The sequence below is a fragment of the Alteromonas sp. RKMC-009 genome, assembly GCF_003584565.2.
Taxonomy (GTDB): Bacteria; Pseudomonadota; Gammaproteobacteria; order Enterobacterales; family Alteromonadaceae; genus Alteromonas.
The window spans coordinates 4,777,488-4,797,818 of sequence record NZ_CP031010.1; the positions used below are offsets into that span (position 1 = coordinate 4,777,488).

A 20,331-nucleotide genomic window follows, 5' to 3' on the forward strand; every position below is an offset into this window, starting at 1 on the left:
GCAGCGCCTCAGACGATGATAACGGGACACCATGATGCAACGGGGATTCACGCTGGTTGAAATACTCATTGCCATCGCTATCTTTGCCTTTATCGGCGTGGCGTCTACGGCAGTGCTGACCACGGTTATCGACAGCGATGAACTGTCTTCTGCCCGGTTCGAAAAGTTTCAGCGCCTGCAACGCGCTGTCACCACCATCGAGCGGGATATGCAGCAGGCTGTGCCGCGGGCAGTACGCACCGACGGTCAGGCAAACACCATTGTTATGCGTGGCGGTGAGTCAGATGAAAGCGATAATGACGGCCTCGCTTTTGTGCGCAGCGGCTGGCAAAACCCGCAAATGATGTTGCCGCGAAGCACTCTGCAGGCCGTGGCCTACCGTGTAAGAGACGGCAAACTGGAACGGCTGTACACCAATTACGTGGATAATGTAGTGGGCACAGAGCCGAAAGTGCGCGTGCTGCTGGAAGATATCAGCGAATTTAAAATTGAATTTATTGCCGATATTGATGAAGAAGAAAACTCCCTGTCAGACAACGACGAACTGAACTGGCGTGAGAGTTTTGTCGGAGCCACCCTGCCCAAAGCCATCGCGTTTGAATTTGTCAGCGATGATTTTGGCCGCATCCGCCGTGAATTTACCCTCAGCGGAGCCAGCTTATGAAGGGGCTTCAAAAGCAGCGTGGCGTAGCACTTATCATCGTATTTATGATTGTCGCTATCGTCGTGGTTATAGCTACAGACATGGGCTCCCGCCTGCAAATACAAATTCAGCGGGCTGCTAACTTAAAAGATAACAATCAGGCTTACTGGTATGCCATGGGAGCAGAAGCCTTTGCCCGCAAGTCGATTAAAACCATTTTTGATGAAACCGGCGATAAAATTGTCATTACCCAGCCCTGGTCGCAAAAATTTGCTTATCCGCTCGACAATGGCGGCATTGAGGCGCAGCTGGAGGACGCCCAAAGCTGCTTCAACCTGAATGCGCTGGGTGAAAGTGACGATAACAACAATCAGAGCAGTGCGACGCAAACAACTGAAGTCATGGAAGCTTTCGGTCGTATGCTCGAGGCCACCGGAGATAACATCGACAATTACACCGCAGAAACTGTCCGCGACAGTCTGGCTGACTGGCTCGACAGCGATTCACGCATGCGTACCTACGGTGCTGAAGACAGTGAATATGAAAGTCGTGAGCATCCTTATCTGGCTGCCAACAGCTTAATGACCAATCAATCGGAGCTGAGGCTTATAAACGGTGTCAGCCCGGTGTGGTTAAATGCTATTCTGCCTCTTGTGTGCGTGCTGCCGGAAGATACCGCTCTGGCTATCAATGTGAATACGCTCACAGAAGAGCGGGCGGCTATTCTGGCGGGACTCACCGGACTGGATATGTCTCAGGCCACCAGCCTTATCAGCAGCCGGCCACAGGATGGCTGGGCCGACGTTGACAGTTTTCTGGGTGAGCCCGTGCTGGCGGCACTGGATTTAAGTGATGAACAGCGGAGCTGGTTCACCGTGACCACCGGATATTTTATTTTGCATACGAAGACCAGCTACAATAAAGCCACTTTTTCGCTCAGTACGCTGTTTAAAGCTCAGGGTGGAGAGAACGTAAGCGTTATCCGACGTGAATTTGGAGGAGTAAAGTAATGGAACAATTACTGGTCAGGCTGGGCTCCCGGCATGAAGATCCGGTGCAGTGGCTGGTATGGTCGGGCGGTGAACAGGAGATCATTGCGTCCGGCGAATTACCTGATGCCTCGCAACTTACCACCCTGAAGGAACGCGCAGGCCAACGTGCCGTTATTGCTCTGGCACCTGCCAGTGACGTGTTATTGCGTTGGGTGACACTTCCTCCCCGCGCCAGCCGTAAAGTACTCACCGCAATCCCTTTCATGCTGGAAGATGAGCTGGCACAGGATATCCACAAACAGTTTTTTGCCATGGGTCCGAAAAAAGGTGACCAGCAGGCAGTTGCTGTTGTCAGCCGTGAGAAAATGGATGAATGGCAACAATGGCTGAGTGACGCAGGGTTATTTTGCGACAAACTCATTCCTGATGTTCTGGCTGTACCCCATACGCCGGGTGCCTGGAGCGTACTGACTATCGGTGATGCATTGCTGGTCCGTGAAGACGAATGGCAGGGGATGCAGGGGGAACTGAGCTGGTTGCTTCCGGCGTTCGCAAGCCAGTTACGTCGTTCAGATACCCTGGTGCCGGTGAAAAACTATTCCGACATCGATTTAGTCTCAGTACCAAATGCAGATATCCAGCAAACAGAGCTGGAATTGCCCATGCACATACTGGCAACGGAAGCCGTTAAGACAGACTTTAATCTGTTTCAGGGCGATTACCGCATTAAACGTAAAAAGGCCGGTCAGTGGCATCAGTGGCGGGTCGCCGCAGTACTGGCGGTTGTCGCTCTTACCACCAGCCTCATTGACAAAGGCGTGAGTATTTATCAGCTCAAGCAGGAAAATGCCCGCCTGAGTGCACAAATCGATCAGGTTGTTAAGGCCGGATTTCCCGGGCTGGGTCCTTACCGGGATCTCAGGCTGAAGATCCGCAGTGAAATGGCATCAATGGAACAGGGAGGCGGTGGCGCTTCCATGCTGGTGATGATGGATCAGCTCACTAATGCGTTCTCCTCATCACAAATCAAACCGCAAACGTTGCGTTTTGATGCCTCAAGAACGGAAATCCGTATGCAGGCACAGGGCAGAAATTTTGAGTCGCTGGAGCAGTTCCGCAGGCAGGCTGAGACCGCCGGATTCGAAATAGAGCAGGGTGCAATTAATAACCGCGATGATATGGTCATCGGTACAGTCGCGATACGGGGTTGATCATGAAGTTAATGGATAAATACCGTGCATTGAGTGAGCGTGAGCAGCGCCTGGTGATCATTACCGGTGTGGTCATGATTATCGCAATGTTCTACTGGCTGATCTGGCAACCCTTATCTGACGGATTAGCGCAGGAGAAAGCCCGTCTTGATAACCAGCAGGAGTTGCTGCTGTGGGTGCAGGAGAATGCAAACCGTGCACAACAACTTCGTCGCAGCGGCGGGATTAAAACCTTCAATGGCTCACTGCCACAGGCGGTCAATACTACCTCGGCCCGTTTTAAAATCGCCATAGCCCGTATGCAGCCCCAGGACGAACAGATTCAGGTGACGGTGGATGAAGCGCCGTTCAATGATGTGCTGGCATGGCTGCAGACCATGGAAGAAATGGGGATCCTCATTCTTCAGGCAGATCTGGCCGAAGGGAACGCCCCCGGCATGATCCGCATTCGTCGACTGCAATTGGGTAAATAATGAAATCGAAAATACTCTGGACCCTCGCCGCTGTTTTTGTGTTTCTTTTCTTTGTGGTGGCTTACATGCCCGCCGTCCACCTTATACAGAGTCAGACACTCCCTAAAGGCGTAAAGATTTATGGTGTCAGCGGTACTGTCTGGCACGGTAAAGCGCAGGCGGTGGTTGTAGAAGGCATTCCGGTAACCAACGTGGAATGGGATATTGCGGGCTTACCCATGCTGATTGGCAGCGTGCACGCCGATATTAAAGGCGGCAATTTACGTGATTCCGACGAAGTGTCGTTTAAAGGCGAACTGCGCACCAGCCTGCTGAATCCTGAAACCGTGGAGTCGGACGACTTTTTGCTGTTTCTGCCGGTAGACCGTGTGTTAGCGGAAGTGCAACTGCCACTGCCGGTTAACGCCGGCGGCCGGTTCAGAGCCAGAGTCGAAGCCTTATCGTTCGGCCCCGACTGCAATGAACTCACAGGCTTCGGCGACTGGCTGAATGCCACTGTAGCCGGCACCCGAGGCCCCATCGACTTTGGTAACTATTCCGCACAGCTACGCTGCGTAGGGAAAGGTATCGGTATTACCGTTAAAGAGCCCAACATGCTGGGTCTCTCTCTGGATGCGATCCTGGAACAGGGTTTTTCAAACTTCTCAATTAAAGGCAAGTTTAAACCCGACCCGTCATTACCTGAAGAAGTGCATCAGGCCGCAGCCATTTTCGGCGCGCCCGGTCCTGACGGGTATACTGAAATTCAGCTTTAAGCTGTTTAAAAAGCAAGGCCCCGGACGTCACATGACTCCGGGGCTAATTCATATTCAGGCCTGATTTTTGGCCGTCAAACTGGTCTATTCAGCGATGAATATCGTTTTTTCGTTAACGAATTCACGCATACCGAATCCGCCGTGTTCACGGCCGTAACCGCTGTCTTTCACACCGCCAAATGGCAGGTTAGGCTGTGCCAGTGAATAACCATTAATGTTCACCATACCCGTATCGAACTCTTCACGGGCCAACCGGATAGCTTTCTCTTTATCCGTGGTGAAGATACCGCCGCCCAGGCCGTAACGGGAGTCATTGGCAATGCGCATGGCATCCGCATCGTTTTTCGCACGGATAAATGATGCCACAGGGCCAAACAGTTCATCATCATACGCTGGCATGCCCGGTTTGATATTTTCCAGAATAGTGACGGGATAGAACCAACCCGTGGAGTCAGGGATTTCGCCGCCTAATGTGACCGTGGCACCGTTTTTCACTGACTCCTCAACCTGCTCGTGCAACTTGTCACGCAAATCTTCACGGGCCATTGGGCCAAGATCGGTTTCAGGATCGGTGGGGTCGCCCACTTTCAACGCTTTAAATGCAGCGACGAATTTCTCACGGAAATCGTCATAAACACTGTCGACAATGATAAAACGCTTAGCCGCCACACACGTCTCGCCGTTATTAACGATTCGCCCCTGAACACAGGCTTCCACCGCGGTATCGATATCAGCATCAGATAACACCACAAAGGCATCGTTACTACCCAGTTCCAGCACGGTTTTTTTCGACAGACCGGCTGCGGTTTCTGCAACAGTTTTACCTACGTTATCGCTGCCAGTGAAAGTCACGCCGCGCACCTTATCGTGCTCAATGAGCTTGCTGGCAGTTTTGCCGTCAATCAGTAATGACTGGTACACATTTTCCGGAAAACCGGCGTCCAGATACAGTTTCTCAATAAACTCTGCCATGCCAAACACATTGGCGGCATGCTTCATCACCGTTGTATTGCCCGCCATCACATTGGCTGCGCTGTAACGGATGACCTGATAAAGGGGGAAGTTCCAGGGCTGAATACCCAGAATAACGCCAATCGGCTGATAGGTAATAATGGCGCTGCCACCGTCATATACCCGGTTTTCATCTTCCAGCACCTTTTCGCCGTTTTCAGCGGTGTAGCGACAAATAGAAGCACAGAGCGCAATTTCCTGCTTACCGTGTTCAGTCACCTTACCCATTTCTTTGGTCATCAAATCAAGAATGGTGTCCGCGTTATTCTCAATCTGATCAGCGAGGTTATTCATCAATTTAGCCCGCTCGTCGAAACTGGTCTTCTTCCATGACAGAAAGGCTTCATGGGCATTATCAACGGCTTGATTCGCGTCCGCTTCGGACATCAGCGTATATTCGGCAACGGTTTCTTCTGTTGCAGGATTAATCGTTTGTACTTTATCAGACATGCTCTGTCTCCTGTTTTCAACATGGACAGAAGGCGGTGCAAAGGTGAGGCCAGGGAAAGATTAAATTATTAAATTGATTTATTTTCAGCCAGTTAGCGTTTAGGGAGAGGCAATCATCATCAAAGGCAAGTGATAAGCAATTATCAGATAAGGAATTTTTTTCACATCCGTTTAAGTAAACTTTCCAGCGGTTTATTACGCAGAAAACAAATCTGGGTAATTGAACTTCGCCATGGCCAGTGTGATAGCAAGTTCGTAAACACTCTGGCGGGTGGCGAGGTGGTTGGTGAGCAGACCGATTGCCCCGCCTTTCTGTTTAATGTTGTCCGTATCAAACAGCTTATCCATCAACGGGCCCAATTCTTCACCGGCCTCTAGTGCAGTGAAGACTGACGGAGGCAAAGGCAGGTTTGCACTGCGTCCCACAGACCAGATGCCCTGATGATAAATGGCAACAAAAGCAAACGTGGCCGGGCCGTCGTCAAACATATCGACACCGCCTTCAATGGCGATGAACCAGTCCTGCGCTTTTGACCGCTCGTCCGCTTCAGCGAGACAGGCTTTGACCCTGTTTACAGCACCGTCGCGGGTTTGCGCAGTATTTATGGGCTGGTCCGGCACACCACTTGGCACATTCACGCCAATAGCTTCAAGGGCAGGCAATTGCAGGGATAAACTCAACGCATTACGGGCTGCATTCAGTTTTACCGGATTTTTCGAACCCACAATGCAAACCGTCATGTTATTTCTCCACCGGAAACTGGCGAATTTCGTCCAGCAAGGTGCGGTAATCGGTTACGGCTGGGAATGCTTCAATGTCACGAACAGGTTGCTGACTGTCGGGATTACTCACGGCCAGCAGGTGGCTGATCCCGAACTTTTTCGCCGCCTGCAAAATAGTGATGCTGTCATCGACAAATAATGTGCGGGCGGGATCAAACTGTAATCTGGCCTGAAGCTGCTTCCATAAATTCTGAGACTCCTTCGTCACACCAAACTCATGGGTACTGATCAACGTATCAATGTGAGCATCCAGCCGCGTATGTTCCACCTTCAATGAAAGACTGTCCGGATGAGCATTGGTTACCAGCACCACATTCCGGCCGGTTTCATGAAGGGCATCAAGGAAAGGCAGTGTATCATCGCGCATGGAAATTAAGTGCTCAACTTCCCGTTTGGCAGCCATAATGTCCATGTTTAACTGCTCAGCCCAGTAATCCAGACAATACCATTGGATCTGCCCCATGACACGCTGATAATGCGCCATCATTGTGGCTTTGCACTCTTCAACGGGCTTTCCGCTCCGTTCAGCGATTTTCTTTGGTAAATGTTCGATCCAAAAGTGATTATCGAAGTGTAAATCCAGTAAGGTTCCGTCCATGTCGAGCAGAACTGTGTCGATTTCACTCCAGGGTAGAAATGGCAAGCGATTTTCCTTCAAATACATTAAGCTTAAGCATTGGTTGTCATCATAACGAAAGTTGTAACGGATAAACATGAGTAAAATCGATCCCGCCAAAACATTGCCGCAAATCAAACACCGGGAAATTGTTGCCCGCAGTCGTTTATTTAAAGTCGAAAGGCTGGATCTTACTTTCTCAAACGGTGCCGAGCGTCAGTTCGAGCGCATGGCTGGTAGCGGCCGTGGCGCTGTGATGATTGTGCCGATGTTAGATGACAATACTATGGTGCTTATCCGCGAATATGCTGCGGGCACACATACCTACGAGCTGGGTTTTCCGAAGGGTCTTATTGATCCGGGTGAAACCCCCGTTGAGGCAGCAAACCGTGAGCTCCAGGAAGAAGCAGGTTACGCCGCCCGCGACCTGAACGTAATTCATACCGTCAGCATGGCCCCTACATTTTTCAATGCAGAAATGACCATTGTTCTCGCCAGGGATTTATATCCGCAAACACTTGAAGGTGATGAACCGGAGCCGCTGGAGGTGGTCAACTGGCCTCTCAGCCAGGCAGATGAACTTCTCGGCCGGGAAGATTTCAAAGAAGCCCGCTGCGTCGCCGCCTTGTTCTTAGCTCAGAAGTGGTTAAAGGAGCAATAACATTATGCCAGACGACACCCGCGCCTCCTTACTGGAGATAGCCAAACGTATTGCCGTTGAAGCCGGCGAAGCGGTACTTAAAGTTTACGACAAAGGCGATTTCGACGCCTACACCAAAGATGATGAGTCACCGGTAACCAGTGCCGACTACCTCGCCAACGACATCATCAACAAGCGCCTGATTGAAGCTACCCCTGACATTCCGATCCTGTCTGAAGAAAACAAACACGCCAGCCTCGCTGAGCGCGAAACATGGCAGCGTTACTGGCTTATCGATCCCATTGACGGCACGCAGGAGTTTATCGCCCGGAGCGGTGACTTCGCCGTGAATATTGCCCTTATCGAGAACAATGAACCTACTATAGGTGTCATATTCTGGCCTCCCGGACAGTCGCTTTATTATGCCAGCAAAGATGCCGGCGCATTCAAGGAAAGTCCGGATGAGCACAAACAGATCCACGTCAGGAAGCTGGATGATCCCCATGAAAGTGTAGTGATGATTGCCATCAGCCGCCGTCAGTCACGGGACAAAGTGTTTTCCCGCATGTGTGCGAAACGGGTTTATCAAACGTTACCTTTGGGTAGCTGCTCGTTGAAATCATGCTTTATTGCCGAAGGCAAAGCTGATGTATTCATGCGTATAGGCATTACCGGCGAATGGGATACAGGTGCATCGCAATGCATCGTGTCGGAAGCCGGTGGCAGCATCCTGGCGGCAAACTTTGAGCCACTGACTTATAACCAGCGTCATACACTGGAAAACCCGGACTTTGTGGTGCTTGGTGATCAACGGGTCCCCTGGCAAGACATTGTCCAATATGAAAAAGGAGCGAAGGAATGATGAAACGAACGTTACTGGCATTATCGGCGTGTATTGCTTTACCGGCCTCAGCGGCATGGACGTTAGACAGCGATACGTCCAGCCTGCATTTTTTATCTACCAAGAATGCCCAGATAACGGAAGTTCACAGCTTCGATGAATTATCCGGCACACTCAGCGATGGTGGTCAGTTATCTGTTACCGTTCCGCTGACCAGTGTGAACACCAGTATTGAATTGCGTGATACCCGCATGCAGGAAATGCTGTTTGATACCACGAACTTTGCTAATGCCACCTTCACTGCAGATGTTCCTGCTGAACTGATGAAGCTGAAAAAAGGAAGCAGCACGACGGGCTCTGTAACCGGTGAACTGGATTTACACGGCGTAAAAGCGCCGGCTACCTTTCAGGTGATTGTCAGCAAGCTGGCCAATGACAAGTTAACGGTATCTACCACAGCCCCGACTGTGATTAACGCTTCTTCTTTTAAACTGGAAGGCGGTATTCAGGCACTTCAGGATGTCGCCAAGTTAAGCAGCATCACACTGGCTGTCCCGGTGACATTTTCGGTCACGTTTGAAGAGTAACATTCTCTTTTTGCCATTAATAACGGACAAAGCCGGCAACACGCTTTGTCCGTTACCATTATTTACGCATCTGGCTTACTGAACCCTGTCAGAACAAACTTCTGCACCCGCTGTCCGGTATACACTTCGGACGTATACAGATTACCGTCCTTATCCGTCTCAATGCTGTGTAACCAGGTAAACTCACCGGCATAACGACCGTTCCTGCCAATACTTCCCAATACCTCGTAGGTGTCGTGCCAGAGGATCCAGATACGCCCGTTCATCATATCTGCCACGTAGAGATACTTATTGTCGGGAGAGAAAGCGACAGCTGTGGCGGTGCCCAGACCGCCTGTTTCAGCGGCAATTTCCAGATTTTTTTCGAACAGAACCTGTCCTTCATCATTTTTTCTGAAGATCTGAAGTCGGTTGTTTCGCCGGTCGCACACATAAATTCTGCCGTCCTGAGACTTATCTACACAGTGGACAATGTCACCAAAATGCTCAGCCCCCGTGGACAAATCTCCGTTTCCGGATGCTGCCTGAGAAGTATCAAAACTTCCTTCACGGGTACCGCCGCCGGGCGCGTTACCCCATGCCCCCCAGGCCTGTTCAAAGTCCAGTTCCTGTTTACCTAGCCTGACTACACGCTTGTTAATATAACCATCAGCAATCATCACATCCGTGTCATCAACCACAATGTCTGCCGGGTTGCCAAGATAGTGTTCAGACGTATTACCATCCGTTTTTCCTGCTTCCCCGAACGCCTTTACAAATTCACCGTCGCGGGTATAGCTGAAAATTTGATGATCGCCTTTCCCATTGCCGCCTATCCACACTTTGCCCTCAGCATCGACATATAAACCATGCACATTCTCAGGCCAAGGACGGTCGCCTTCCGGCCCTCCCCATGAATTAAGTAACTTACCTTCAACAGAAAACTGCATGACGAAAGGTGCCGGCTCACAACAACTGGCAGAACCATTTGTCAGACCCAGTGACAGATTTGGAATAGATGCCGGGCGGTGCAATACCCAAACGGTGTTATCACGTTTGTCTACAGCCAGCCCCGGCACCTGTCCCGTTAACCAGGTTTCCGGTAACGCCGGCCAGGCGGGATCCACTGCAAATTGAGGAATAGCATAACTGGGAGAAACATTATTTGAGTGACTGACAACGGGAATTGTCGTCGTAGTTTCACTTTGTAACGGCTCTGCCTGAACACTTATCCAGGCGCCGCTGAAAGCCCATAGCATAGCCGCACGACGCAGCTTTACAGGTGATGAAATTGAAACAGCTCTCATAAGCACACTCCCCGGGGTTGACGAATTTTTAGCCTAAGGGTTCAGTCTGCTATTGTGTACAAGAATTCGACGAGTAGCCGGTTTCTTCTGCTATTTTATGAGTTTACTGTATTTGATGACGGAAGGGTTACCAGGCAGTAACCCCCGTCAGAAAGGATATCAGGCTGCGTGTTTCGCCTTTGGCCGGCTTTGAGCAAATTCTGCAATCTGTCCGTCTGTTAAGCGTTTTGGTAAAGGCGGAGCTTTGAGATCCTGCACGAACATGGTCTGATGGGTTTCGTCAGGCAGAACCGGTTGCAACGCAGGATAACCTGCAATTTCTTCTGCTGAGATAGTCGCCATGTGCTCACGTACTTCCACCAGCACCGGGGCTTCTTTTATCTCTTCCTGAATCACAAAGATCCCCAACCTACGGCAGGTTTTGCCAAACGACAAGCTGCTGGTTAAACGGATAATGGGCGCTGCAAACACCATACCGGTTAATACCGGCAGCAACCACAGGAACAGCGAAGGCGTGAAATAGAAAGTCACACCGGCCCAGATTAACCCCAAAGTGGTCATTGTTGCGGCTTTAGAAATAGCGACTTTCCATGGCACCATACGTCCTTCACGGGTTTGCGCTTCCCACTTTACCTGGTGACCAATGAATACGCTGATCACGAAGTAACTGTGGAAGAACATCATCATAGGCGCGATAAGTACGGCCATAAACAGCTCGATAAGCGCACCGGACATGAGCCTGAAAGCACCACCAAAATCTTTTCTGCGCTGTATAAGCGCCAGAATAACGCCCAGCATTTTCGGCATGAACAGCAAGGCAATGGTGCCGTAAAGCGTGGCTATCATTAACCCCTCGTGGACAATTTGCCATTCGGGGAATAATTGGTGGGCAGAAGTAAAATACACCGGGTCGATAAGCGCTTTAACCAGCGCATCGGCAGTCCCCGCCATGAGCATCATAAATAACAGCAGCGACGACATGTAAGCAAAGGCACCGAAAGCAAAGTGCAACCGGTTCGTAGCTTTAAGTCCCTTAGTGCTTAACAATCCTAAGTGTTGAATATTCCCCTGCACCCAGCGACGGTCGCGGATAGCGTAATCTACCATGTTGCCGGGTACTTCTTCGTATGAGCCGTCAGTGTCGGTGATGAGATAACACTCCCATCCGGCACGGCGCAATAGTGCCGCTTCCACAAAATCGTGACTCAGTACATCGCCGCCAAACGGTGCCCTGCCTTTGAGGGTAGGTAAGCCACAGTGCTGCATAAAAGGCTGCACACGGATGATGGCATTGTGACCCCAATAATTCGCGCTGTCTGTCTGCCAGAACGACAAACCGGTGGCCAGCATCGGGCTGTAGAGGTGCGCAGCAAACTGCACAAAACGCCCGAAGAATGTGTCCTGACGTACAGGCATGGGAATAGTCTGAATCATTGCCGCTTCAGGGTTAGCTTCGATACGGCGGGTCATATCCAGCACGCGGTGAGCAGACATAACACTGTCGGCATCCAACACCAGCATCGATTCGTACTGACTGCCCCAGCGCTCACAAAAATCGGTGATGTTACCTACCTTACGGCCCCAGTTATCTTCGCGGCGGCGATAAAAAATTTGTTGGCTTTGTTCGCCAAGACGGGAAATAAGACGCTGCCAGGCTTTAAGCTCCGCTTCGGCTTTCTCCTTATCCTGGGTATCGCTCAACATATAAAAATCGTATTTGTCAGCGTACGGGGTATCGAGAATAACTTTCACACACGCTTCGAAACCAACGATAATACGGTCTGTATCTTCGTTGTACACCGGCATCACGATAGCGTGGCGTTGGGTGATGGGCGCCTGATCATCAGAGGCTTTCAATTCCCGGCGGAGTGATAACGGGTCGATATGAAAAAGCTTCAGCAGAAAGCCGATAACAGAGGTCCAGAATGACCAGGTCAGCCAGATGAACAGCACCATACTCAGTGCTAGTTGTATCATTTCCAGCGGCGTAAACCGGTTGGGCCTGAAAATTTCAAACAGGCTGCAGCCGGCAAGGGCCGTAGACACTACGGTCAACAGCCCCATCAGCACCAGCCGCCACCGGCGGCCGTTTACTTTTAAAATTTTGTCCTTCGTGGCTATGCTATCCGGTGCCACGGTGTTTTCCCCGGGATCATTGTGGCTCATACACATAGCTCCAGATTTCGCTCATTTGCGTTTCGTTCTGATTTAAAAACATGCGCATATCGACAACCGCTTCGCCGTCGGGAATGACCAGAAATGTCACGCGAACACTTTTATCACCATCTACCTTATATACTCTGGCCTGCTCGACCTTGCCGTTAGTGGCGTCTAAAATCAGATTCACCTCATCAGGATTCAGCTTCATGCCTTCCGGTAAAGTGAAATCAACAACAAACCGGCGCACATTTCGCTCTTCCGTTGTTTCAAAGCCGGGCAGCTGACTGATCCCCTGACGGGTTCTTTCCACTGTCGCCAGACCATAAGGCATTGGCTGCTTTTCAACAGTCTTGAGTTCATATTCAAAGTAACGGTTTTCACCGGCATTGAATGGCTTCTCAGGCACCCAGTAAGCCACGATATTGTCGTTCACTTCTGAATCAGTAGGAATCTCTACGATTTCCAGCTTACCTTTGCCGAACCCTTTTTTCGGGGTTACCCACAAGCTCGGGCGCAGATGATAGTTCGCCTCGGCATCAAGGTAATTTGCGAAGTCAGTATCCCGCTGCAGCACACCAAAGCCTTTGGGAGCCACATCGCTCAGCGAGGTGATTTGTAATTTGGTCGGGTTAGTCAGAGGACGCCAGATAATTTCCCCGCTACTGTTGAGCATCATCACCCCGTCACTGTCATGCACTTCAGGACGATAGTCATCGCGGCGGATTTGCGAGTTTTCGCCATAAAGGAACATGCTGGTAAATGGTGCGACGCCAAGCTTACCCACATTCTCACGGGCAAATATCCAGCTTTTTACCTGCATGGTGGTATCTTTACCCGGCATGATTTCAAAACTGTAAGCCCCCGCAACAGACGGGCTTTCTAAACGTGCGTAAATTTTAATGGGTTGCCCTTCACGGGGTTCAACCACCCAGAACTTGGTAAAGTGGGGAAATTCCTCGCCATCCGGCATCGCCGTATCGATGGCAAGGCCGCGGGCTGAAATGCCATAAACCTGATTTTTGCCTACTAAACGAAAATACGAAGCGCCGAGAAAAACGGCGAATTCGTCCTTGTATTCTTTGTTTTTAATAGGGTAATGCAAACGAAATCCGGCATAGCCGGATTTTGCATCGGTCAGGCCGGCCAGCGACTCTGCATTCTTTTCATAGATGAAATTATTGCTGTCAAAGGGTACGGTGTGTTCACTGTTGTCCGGAGCAATGGTGACCACTGTGACAGGTTGCTGATAGAGAAAGCCCGGGTGAAAAAATTGCATTTCATAATCATGCTCACCGTGCCACAAGGATTTCTCAGGGTTAAAGCGAATTTGACGATAGGTTTCGTAACCGATGTTTTTCAATTCGTCTGCCAGATTGTGATCATTAACCACATAATCACGTGTAGCATTTTTTTGCGCCGATTCAATAACGCGATTCAAAATAGGTTTGCCTTCCGGCAGGTTTCCGGTAGCCGTTTCATCCGCCAGACTCAATGTGCTGAAGCCCACGCAAATGCAATATACAAAGGCGCGCATAACCGCCGGGCTGATTGAGAAAAATGCGCAAAAGGATGCTACGAATGAAGTAAAAGATGGTGTCGTAATTTCCGTGTTATTCGCTAACTGTAATTGCGGCAGCATGGTTGACTGACTCCGGTTCAAATTTTCCTAACGGGAATATTCCGTTTCTTATTGACCGGATGATTGCAAAAGCTGATCCATGTCGTTCTGATCACATATTTACGATATTTTTCATAACCTTACCGAATCCATCCGTAAAAGTGTGTAGAGAGTGCACAGCAAGTATTACAGACCACCGGGTAAAACAGGGGAACCTGTCTGCTCAGACAGACACTAAGGTAGTATGAACATTGAACACCATGCTTCAGACTTAGACGAGCCCTCTCACTTTCCCGTTAAAACACCAGCCTCCCGGGAATTAACATACCCATGTAAAACATAGACTTACGCAGTCACATAAGCAAAGGGTAGCGCCAACGGAGACCGGATTGGCAAAAAGATTGCTGAACAGGCCACTGACAGTGGATTTTCTTTTTGCATATTTAAGGAGTTTTCTATGCGCTTCACTAAAACTTTTACCGCTTTTGTTGCTGCAACCACACTATCTTCTGCGGCAATGGCTGCATCACCGAACTGGCGCTTCGCTGAGGGCGGCTATACTAATGCCGAAATTGGCCGGGCAGATTTTGACGGGCTTGACCTGGGCGCCACATATTTACTGGAAAACAATATTTATGTTACCGGCGATTACAGCATGCTGGATGAAAGTGGTACCGATCTGGACTTACTGACATTAGGTGCTGGTTACCGGCTGCCTCTGAACAGTTTCACCGATGCCTATTTCGGTCTCAACTATGAACGTGCAGAGGTGGAAAACAACGAAGACAGCGGTTACTCCCTGAATGCCGGTGTGAGATCCATGGTAACTGAACAGGTAGAGCTGCAGGGTGAACTGGGTTACTACGATATCGATGACGGTGATGTCACGGTAAAAGTTGGTGCTAATTACTACTTCTCACCCCGCTGGGCTGTGGGTGCAAGCTATGAAAAAATTGATGATTTGGATATTACACAACTGAACGCCCGTTATACGTTCTGAGTATGAACGCCGTTTGAAAGGAAGGACGTGTTTTCACGTCCTTTTTTATTATGTGCAGTACAAAATCTCCTGACCGTTCAGTTATGTGAATGACTCAACAGGGGCATCGAATTGGCGTAGACAAACATTTTGTTATTAATTAATCTAACTCTAATAACAACCAATTATTGAACTACCGTGTTAAATCCTGTCTGGTTAGAAACATTTCGTACACTTATCGACATCGGCCACTTCACACAAACTGCTGAAGCCCTATCTATGACGCAACCGGGCGTGAGTCAGCACATCCGCAAGCTGGAAGATGCCTGCGGCTATCCGCTTCTCAAGCGGGACACCAGACATTTCGTGATGACAGAGCAGGGCAGACAAATCTACGAATATGCCTGCGCAAGAAAGGCTGAAGAAACAAAGTTAATGGCGAGTCTGAACGCAGATGATCCGTTTTCGGGCGTGTGTAATCTCGCCTGTTCAGGTGCGCTGGCTATGCACCTTTACCCGTCAATACTTACCTTACAGAAAGCTCATCCGGGGTTAATCGCCCAACTGGAAGCCGCACCAAATAACCGTATTCTGGAAGGGATCCATGCGGGCTCACTGGATATTGGCATTGTTACCCGGCTACCCGATCCACACCTGTACGACGCTGAGAGCTTCGGCAAAGAACACCTTTCTCTCGTTCTTCCCGTTGAATACGAAGGAAGTCAGGTAACCGCTGCATTACTGAATAAAATCGGCCTGATCAAACACCCGGATGTGTACCATTACCTCGGCCTGTTTTTGTCTGCCTGTGGTGATGAAGAACTGAGTAAAATCAAACCGGACAGCATTACCGCCTCCGGCTATGTGAATCAGATTGGTCAAATTTTGCTGCCCGTTACCTTTGGGCTGGGATTTACAGTGCTGCCACATTCAGCCGTAAAACCGCTGGCCGATGCTGGAAAAGTCTATGTACCGGTGATGCCCGAACCGGTTTTTGAGCCGCTTTACTGGATTTGGCAGCATCAGCGCAACCTACCGGCGAGATTTACAACCCTGTTTACGAGCCTGAAAGATGCGTGAGGACCTTTGCTGTTCTGCGCCTTGTGATTATTAACGCGAGCATTAGCACTGCACCTGCAGCGGTAGCCAAAATATCCATGACGTCGAATGTTCTTTCCGGAATGTAAGGCTGGATACATTCATAAATAATAAGACCGGCGGTTACACCTGAAAGACTTTTAAATTCCTGCGAGGGGTAAAGTAAAAGATATAAGGACGTGGTAATAACCACAGCACAAGCATTCGGCAGGGAATTGAGAAATAGAGATGAGCTGGTCTCACGCAGCGAATAACCATATTCGCAGCAGTGCCAGGCAACCAGACCTGTCAGAAAATACCACAACCTGAAACACACTGTCTTGTATCCGTTAAATTCTTCAATTTTCACAGCCAGTCTCTTCCTTTCAGATGAAAGGAGAATATCAATTGCTTCAGAGCGGTTAAACCGGGCGGACGGACAGCTTCAGGCGTCTTCTTCACTTTCCCGGTAATCACCTTTTTCGCGGATATTTACCGAGTCATGGAGCTCTGAATAAACCAGCACAACGTCACCCTGCTTCAGTGCTGTCAGTACCTGTTCCACTTTGTCTTCAAAGCTCGCTTCAACCTCGCCGTAATCAGTACCTTCGCGAAGCACAAAGGATTCGACAATGTTACGCAGCGTATCTTTCTCTAACGCGTCGATGGGGATAATCATGCTTGCCTCACTTTGCTGGCTTAACTGGCAGAAACTCAGAAAAATAGTCGACGGCACGCTGCTGCAGCCAGACCACCGGTCGCAGAAAGCCGCCCTGCATAAAGCCTACATGACCACCAAACTCACTGAGTTCAAGGGTAACACTGCGGGACAGAGCAGTTGCATCCGGCACAATTGACGGACTCATAAAAGGATCGTCCAGACTGTGGATAATTAGCGTGGGACAATGAATGGCACTCAGGAAAGGATACGCACTGCATTTCTCGTAGTAATCCTGTGCATCCTTAAAGCCGTGTAAGGGTGCCGTCACTTTTTCATCGAACTCCCGGAACGACGACAGCTTGCCCGCCTGCTCAACCGTCAGCGATAACAAATCTTTGTAGTCCAGCTTACGCATTTTACTTGTCAGCGTGGCCTTCATACTCTTTAACAGGTAGTTCTGGTAAACCTTCGAAAAACCCTCGCCAATGCTGTCGCTGCACGCATCTAGCTTTACCGGCGCCGACACAGCCATGGCGGCCTGCAGCCATTTCTGACCGGGGCTTTCACCCAGCAATTTAAGCAACATGTTGCCGCCCAGCGAAAAGCCAATGGCGACTTTGGGCACGTCCGGGAAACGTTTGTCCAGCCAGTCTAAAAAGAACGCCGGGTCTTCTGTTTCGCCGGAGTGATAAGCGCGGGGCTGACGGTTGACTTCACCACTGCAACTCCTGAAGTGCATCATAACCACCTGCCAGCCCTGTTCGCTGAGCGCGGCCATCATGTCGTTGGCATAGTGAGAACGGATACTGCCTTCAAGGCCGTGAAACATCACAACCATGCCCTGCATATCTTGTGGTTCAGGTCCCCAGGCGAGATCAAGAAAGTCGTCGTCGGGCGTGTTTATACGCTGCCAGGTGTAAGAAACCGGTCTGCGTTTCTGAAAAAATCGCGGCCAGATAGTTTGAATATGACAGTTACGGGCCCACCATGACGGCTCGAAATGACTGCGGCGAACAACGCCATGACCATGTTCAGGTGTGTGCATGAATTACTTCGCGGTACTGTGCAGAGACTGAATCACTGACGTAAGGTATTTAACCGCCTGAGGTTGCTGGCGCAACTTGAATAAATTCACGAAACTGGCAATGCTGCCGTTCACCCCCTGAACCGGCACATATTCTACAGACAGCCGGTTGTACATGGTAGTAAGTGCTTCCTGCTGCTGCATTTCAAGATCCAGTTCTTCCCGTTTCAGGGCGTCATAGGCTTTTTCATTAAACGGACTGGCCTGTCTTGCTGCACGGCGTTTTTCACGGTGAGCAACAAGTAAACTTTCAGTTTCAGCGATAGCCGCATGCAGCACCTGCCACTGGTTCAATGTGACAATACCACCGTTGTCCATACACCAGCATAACAGCAGCAACATATTCACGTTTACGCCAAAGTCATCCTGCAACGCAATCGCTGTGGCAGCGACGTTATCCCGTCCGTAAACATCTAAACTGTATTGCCAGAAGGTGTCAGTATTCAGATTCATAAGTGGCTTTTGCCGTATCCATTGCTTCCTGGGCGTCGAGCCATGCCATTTCATGCTCTTCCATCGCCTGTTTCAACGTTGTCTGTTCATCAAGCAGTGCCATCAGCCTGGCCTTGTTTTGCTCTTCGTATAACGTGGTATCGCTTAACGACGTTTCCACGTCAGAGAGTTTGGCTGACGTGGCTTCCATGGCTTTTTCATGCTTCTCAATCGCTTTTTTCAGCGGTGCGACTGACTGACGAAACTCAGCTTCACGACGTTTTTCCGCTTTGCGATCTACCTTCGGTTTATCGGTTTGCTGCTTCGCCGCTTTCTCTTCATTTTGCTGGGATAAAATCCAGCTGCGGTAATCTTCCAGATCACCGTTAAAAGGCTCAACCTGACCGCTGTCGACCAGATAAAAGTCTTCACAAACAGAGGTCAGCAGGAAGCGGTCGTGTGATACCAGAACCATCGCGCCTTCGAACCCCTGTAAGGCCATGTTCAGTGCATGACGCATTTCCAGGTCAAGGTGGTTGGTCGGCTCATCGAGTAACAATAAGTTGGGCTTCTGGTAAACGATCAACGCCAGTACCAGACGTGCTTTCTCACCGCCGGACATGGGTGCAACAGGTTCAAGGGCCTGGTCACCATGAAAACCGAAGCCTCCCAGGTAATCCCGTAACTGTTGTTCGGTAGCCTGCTTATCTAACCGCTGAAGATGCAAAATAGCAGAGGCTTTGGGATCCAGCGTTTCCAGCTGATGCTGGGCAAAATAGCCCACGTTAAGCCCTTTGGCAGTGGTAAACGAGCCTTGCATCGGATCGTGCACACATGCGAGCAGTTTGATCAGTGTCGATTTACCCTGACCATTGCGTCCCAGCAACCCGATGCGGCTGCCCGGCACCAGATTCAGTTTGACGTTGTTAAGAATAACCTTGTCGCCATAGCCCAGTTGAATATCCCGCATCTGAATAAGCGGGTTCGGCAGACCGGTTGGCTCAGCAAATTCGAAATTAAAGGCACTGGCAGCATGGGCCGGCAAAATTTGCTCCATGCGCTCGAGTTGCTTGATACGGCTTTGCGCCTGTTTAGCTTTACTGGCTTTGGCTTTAAAGCGGGTAATGAAAGACTCAAGATGAGCGATTTTATCCTGCTGTTTCTGGTATTCGATATTCTGTAAGCGGAGTCGTTCTGCACGCTGCTTTTCGTAGGAAGAGTAATTGCCTGTGTAGGCAATAAGTTGTTGCTGTTCGACACTGACGATTTGCGCCACAGTGTTATCAATAAATGCCTTATCGTGAGAGATAAGAATCAGCGTTCCTGAATAACGTTGCAGCCATTTTTCCAACCAGATAACGGCATCTAAATCGAGGTGGTTAGTCGGTTCGTCCAGCAACAGCAAATCAGAAGGACAAAGCAGTGCCTGCGCCAGGTTGAGCCGCATGCGCCATCCACCTGAAAAATCAGTCACCGGTGCTGACAGCTGAGCGGTTGAAAAGCCCAGACCCGCAAGAATGGTAGCCGCCCGAGCTTCTACGTCGTAAGCGCCTGCATGTTCCAGCTGACCATGCAGTTGTCCCATAGCTTCGCCATCCTGCTTCGCTTCGGCTTCAGCCAGTTTAGCCTGTAACCCGCGCAGTAATTTGTCACCGTCAATCACGTAATCTATCGCACAGCGGTCGGTGGCCGGTGTTTCCTGCGCCACGCTGACGATGCGCCAGTGTGCAGGTACCTGACAATCGCCGGCATCAACCTGTAATTCTCCGCGAAGTAATGCGAATAAACTCGACTTACCACAGCCATTGCTGCCGATCAGAGCGGTTTTGTGTCCGGGGAATATTTGTGTACTGGCGTTTTCAAGTAGCACTTTGCTACCACGCATCAATGTAACGTCAGATAAGGTGATCATGCCTGCGCAGTTGTCCTGTGATTTAAGCGGCGTATGATAGCAAACTCCCCCGGCGATGGCTTGTATTTCACTCATTAGTCGCCATAATCCAGCAAGAAGAAATTGTTGTAACCTGCGGAG

The 20,331-nt window shown here is 50.0% G+C and carries 21 protein-coding genes; 10 read left to right on the top strand and 11 right to left on the bottom strand.

Annotated features, from left to right (window positions below):
* The first annotated feature begins 34 nt into the window (after positions 1–34).
* The 5 genes from gspJ to DS731_RS20790 are packed head-to-tail and all read left to right on the top strand — an operon-like array spanning position 35 to position 4,074.
* Positions 35–664: a type II secretion system minor pseudopilin GspJ gene (gene gspJ / locus DS731_RS20770; protein ID WP_119503102.1), complete on the top strand. Its 630-nt coding sequence runs from the start codon at positions 35–37 to the stop codon at positions 662–664.
* A complete protein-coding gene (gene gspK, locus DS731_RS20775) occupies positions 661–1,653 on the top strand; it encodes a type II secretion system minor pseudopilin GspK (protein WP_119503103.1) in 993 nt (330 codons plus the stop codon). The genes gspJ and gspK overlap by 4 nt, the downstream gene beginning before the upstream one ends.
* Entirely contained in the window at positions 1,653–2,846 is a 1,194-nt protein-coding gene (gene gspL, locus DS731_RS20780; RefSeq protein WP_119503104.1) for a type II secretion system protein GspL, read from the top strand. The genes gspK and gspL overlap by 1 nt, the downstream gene beginning before the upstream one ends.
* Entirely contained in the window at positions 2,846–3,319 is a 474-nt protein-coding gene (gene gspM / locus DS731_RS20785) for a type II secretion system protein GspM (RefSeq protein ID WP_119503552.1), read from the top strand. The genes gspL and gspM overlap by 1 nt, the downstream gene beginning before the upstream one ends.
* The gene (locus DS731_RS20790; RefSeq protein WP_119503105.1) at positions 3,319–4,074 is read left to right on the top strand and encodes a type II secretion system protein N; all 756 of its coding nucleotides are present in this window, start codon (positions 3,319–3,321) and stop codon (positions 4,072–4,074) included. Before gspM ends, DS731_RS20790 begins: the two co-directional genes overlap by 1 nt.
* An 84-nt stretch (positions 4,075–4,158) precedes the next feature.
* Here the strand turns inward: DS731_RS20790 and DS731_RS20795 are convergent, their stop codons facing one another.
* The 3 genes from DS731_RS20795 to yrfG all read right to left on the bottom strand — a co-directional run bounded on the left by DS731_RS20795 (position 4,159) and on the right by yrfG (position 6,961).
* Positions 4,159–5,535, bottom strand: coding sequence for an NAD-dependent succinate-semialdehyde dehydrogenase (locus DS731_RS20795; protein WP_119503106.1), 1,377 nt, complete (start codon positions 5,533–5,535; stop codon positions 4,159–4,161).
* 195 nt (positions 5,536–5,730) lie between these two features.
* On the bottom strand, positions 5,731–6,276 hold the full coding sequence (yjjX, locus tag DS731_RS20800) for an inosine/xanthosine triphosphatase (RefSeq protein WP_119503107.1): 546 nt from the start codon (positions 6,274–6,276) through the stop codon (positions 5,731–5,733).
* Position 6,277: 1 nt separating this feature from the next.
* Positions 6,278–6,961: a GMP/IMP nucleotidase gene (gene yrfG, locus DS731_RS20805; RefSeq protein WP_119503553.1), complete on the bottom strand. Its 684-nt coding sequence runs from the start codon at positions 6,959–6,961 to the stop codon at positions 6,278–6,280.
* A gap of 70 nt (positions 6,962–7,031) precedes the next feature.
* Here yrfG and nudE point away from each other — a divergent pair, with 70 nt between their 5' ends.
* Genes nudE through DS731_RS20820 form a run of 3 tightly spaced genes read left to right on the top strand, consistent with a single transcriptional unit; the run spans position 7,032 to position 9,002 of the window.
* On the top strand, positions 7,032–7,595 hold the full coding sequence (gene nudE / locus DS731_RS20810) for an ADP compounds hydrolase NudE (RefSeq protein WP_119503108.1): 564 nt from the start codon (positions 7,032–7,034) through the stop codon (positions 7,593–7,595).
* A 4-nt stretch (positions 7,596–7,599) separates the two neighbouring features.
* A complete protein-coding gene (gene cysQ, locus DS731_RS20815) occupies positions 7,600–8,436 on the top strand; it encodes a 3'(2'),5'-bisphosphate nucleotidase CysQ (protein WP_119503109.1) in 837 nt (278 codons plus the stop codon).
* Positions 8,433–9,002 (top strand): YceI family protein, encoded by a 570-nt coding sequence (locus DS731_RS20820; RefSeq protein WP_119503110.1) that lies wholly within the window; start codon positions 8,433–8,435, stop codon positions 9,000–9,002. Before cysQ ends, DS731_RS20820 begins: the two co-directional genes overlap by 4 nt.
* A gap of 62 nt (positions 9,003–9,064) precedes the next feature.
* On the opposite strand, the gene DS731_RS20825 is transcribed toward DS731_RS20820, so the two are convergent.
* The 3 genes from DS731_RS20825 to DS731_RS20835 all read right to left on the bottom strand — a co-directional run bounded on the left by DS731_RS20825 (position 9,065) and on the right by DS731_RS20835 (position 14,087).
* Positions 9,065–10,288 carry a hypothetical protein gene (locus DS731_RS20825; protein ID WP_119503111.1) on the bottom strand — a complete coding sequence of 408 codons (1,224 nt, stop codon included), beginning with the start codon at positions 10,286–10,288 and terminating at the stop codon, positions 9,065–9,067.
* Between the two features lie 159 nt (positions 10,289–10,447).
* Positions 10,448–12,352 (bottom strand): glucans biosynthesis glucosyltransferase MdoH, encoded by a 1,905-nt coding sequence (gene mdoH / locus DS731_RS20830; protein WP_442858473.1) that lies wholly within the window; start codon positions 12,350–12,352, stop codon positions 10,448–10,450.
* Positions 12,353–12,440: 88 nt separating this feature from the next.
* Positions 12,441–14,087, bottom strand: coding sequence for a glucan biosynthesis protein (locus tag DS731_RS20835; RefSeq protein WP_232373438.1), 1,647 nt, complete (start codon positions 14,085–14,087; stop codon positions 12,441–12,443).
* A 436-nt stretch (positions 14,088–14,523) separates the two neighbouring features.
* Between DS731_RS20835 and DS731_RS20840 the strand changes: the two genes are divergently transcribed.
* Together DS731_RS20840 and DS731_RS20845 are read left to right on the top strand one after the other, a co-directional pair.
* Entirely contained in the window at positions 14,524–15,066 is a 543-nt protein-coding gene (locus DS731_RS20840; protein ID WP_119503113.1) for a porin, read from the top strand.
* 177 nt (positions 15,067–15,243) lie between these two features.
* Entirely contained in the window at positions 15,244–16,125 is an 882-nt protein-coding gene (locus tag DS731_RS20845) for a LysR family transcriptional regulator (RefSeq protein ID WP_119503114.1), read from the top strand.
* On the opposite strand, the gene DS731_RS20850 is transcribed toward DS731_RS20845, so the two are convergent.
* The 5 genes from DS731_RS20850 to DS731_RS20870 all read right to left on the bottom strand — a co-directional run bounded on the left by DS731_RS20850 (position 16,103) and on the right by DS731_RS20870 (position 20,211).
* Positions 16,103–16,492: a hypothetical protein gene (locus DS731_RS20850; RefSeq protein ID WP_119503115.1), complete on the bottom strand. Its 390-nt coding sequence runs from the start codon at positions 16,490–16,492 to the stop codon at positions 16,103–16,105. The genes DS731_RS20845 and DS731_RS20850 overlap by 23 nt on opposite strands.
* Before the next feature lie 75 nt (positions 16,493–16,567).
* Positions 16,568–16,801: a YheU family protein gene (locus DS731_RS20855; RefSeq protein WP_119503116.1), complete on the bottom strand. Its 234-nt coding sequence runs from the start codon at positions 16,799–16,801 to the stop codon at positions 16,568–16,570.
* Between the two features lie 7 nt (positions 16,802–16,808).
* The gene (locus DS731_RS20860; protein ID WP_119503117.1) at positions 16,809–17,828 is read right to left on the bottom strand and encodes a hydrolase; all 1,020 of its coding nucleotides are present in this window, start codon (positions 17,826–17,828) and stop codon (positions 16,809–16,811) included.
* Positions 17,829–17,831: 3 nt separating this feature from the next.
* Complete coding sequence (locus tag DS731_RS20865; protein WP_161599196.1) at positions 17,832–18,320, bottom strand: TIGR02444 family protein; 489 nt, start codon at positions 18,318–18,320, stop codon at positions 17,832–17,834.
* Positions 18,304–20,211: an ATP-binding cassette domain-containing protein gene (locus DS731_RS20870; RefSeq protein ID WP_119503555.1), complete on the bottom strand. Its 1,908-nt coding sequence runs from the start codon at positions 20,209–20,211 to the stop codon at positions 18,304–18,306. Before DS731_RS20870 ends, DS731_RS20865 begins: the two co-directional genes overlap by 17 nt.
* Between the last annotated feature and the right edge of the window lie 120 nt (positions 20,212–20,331).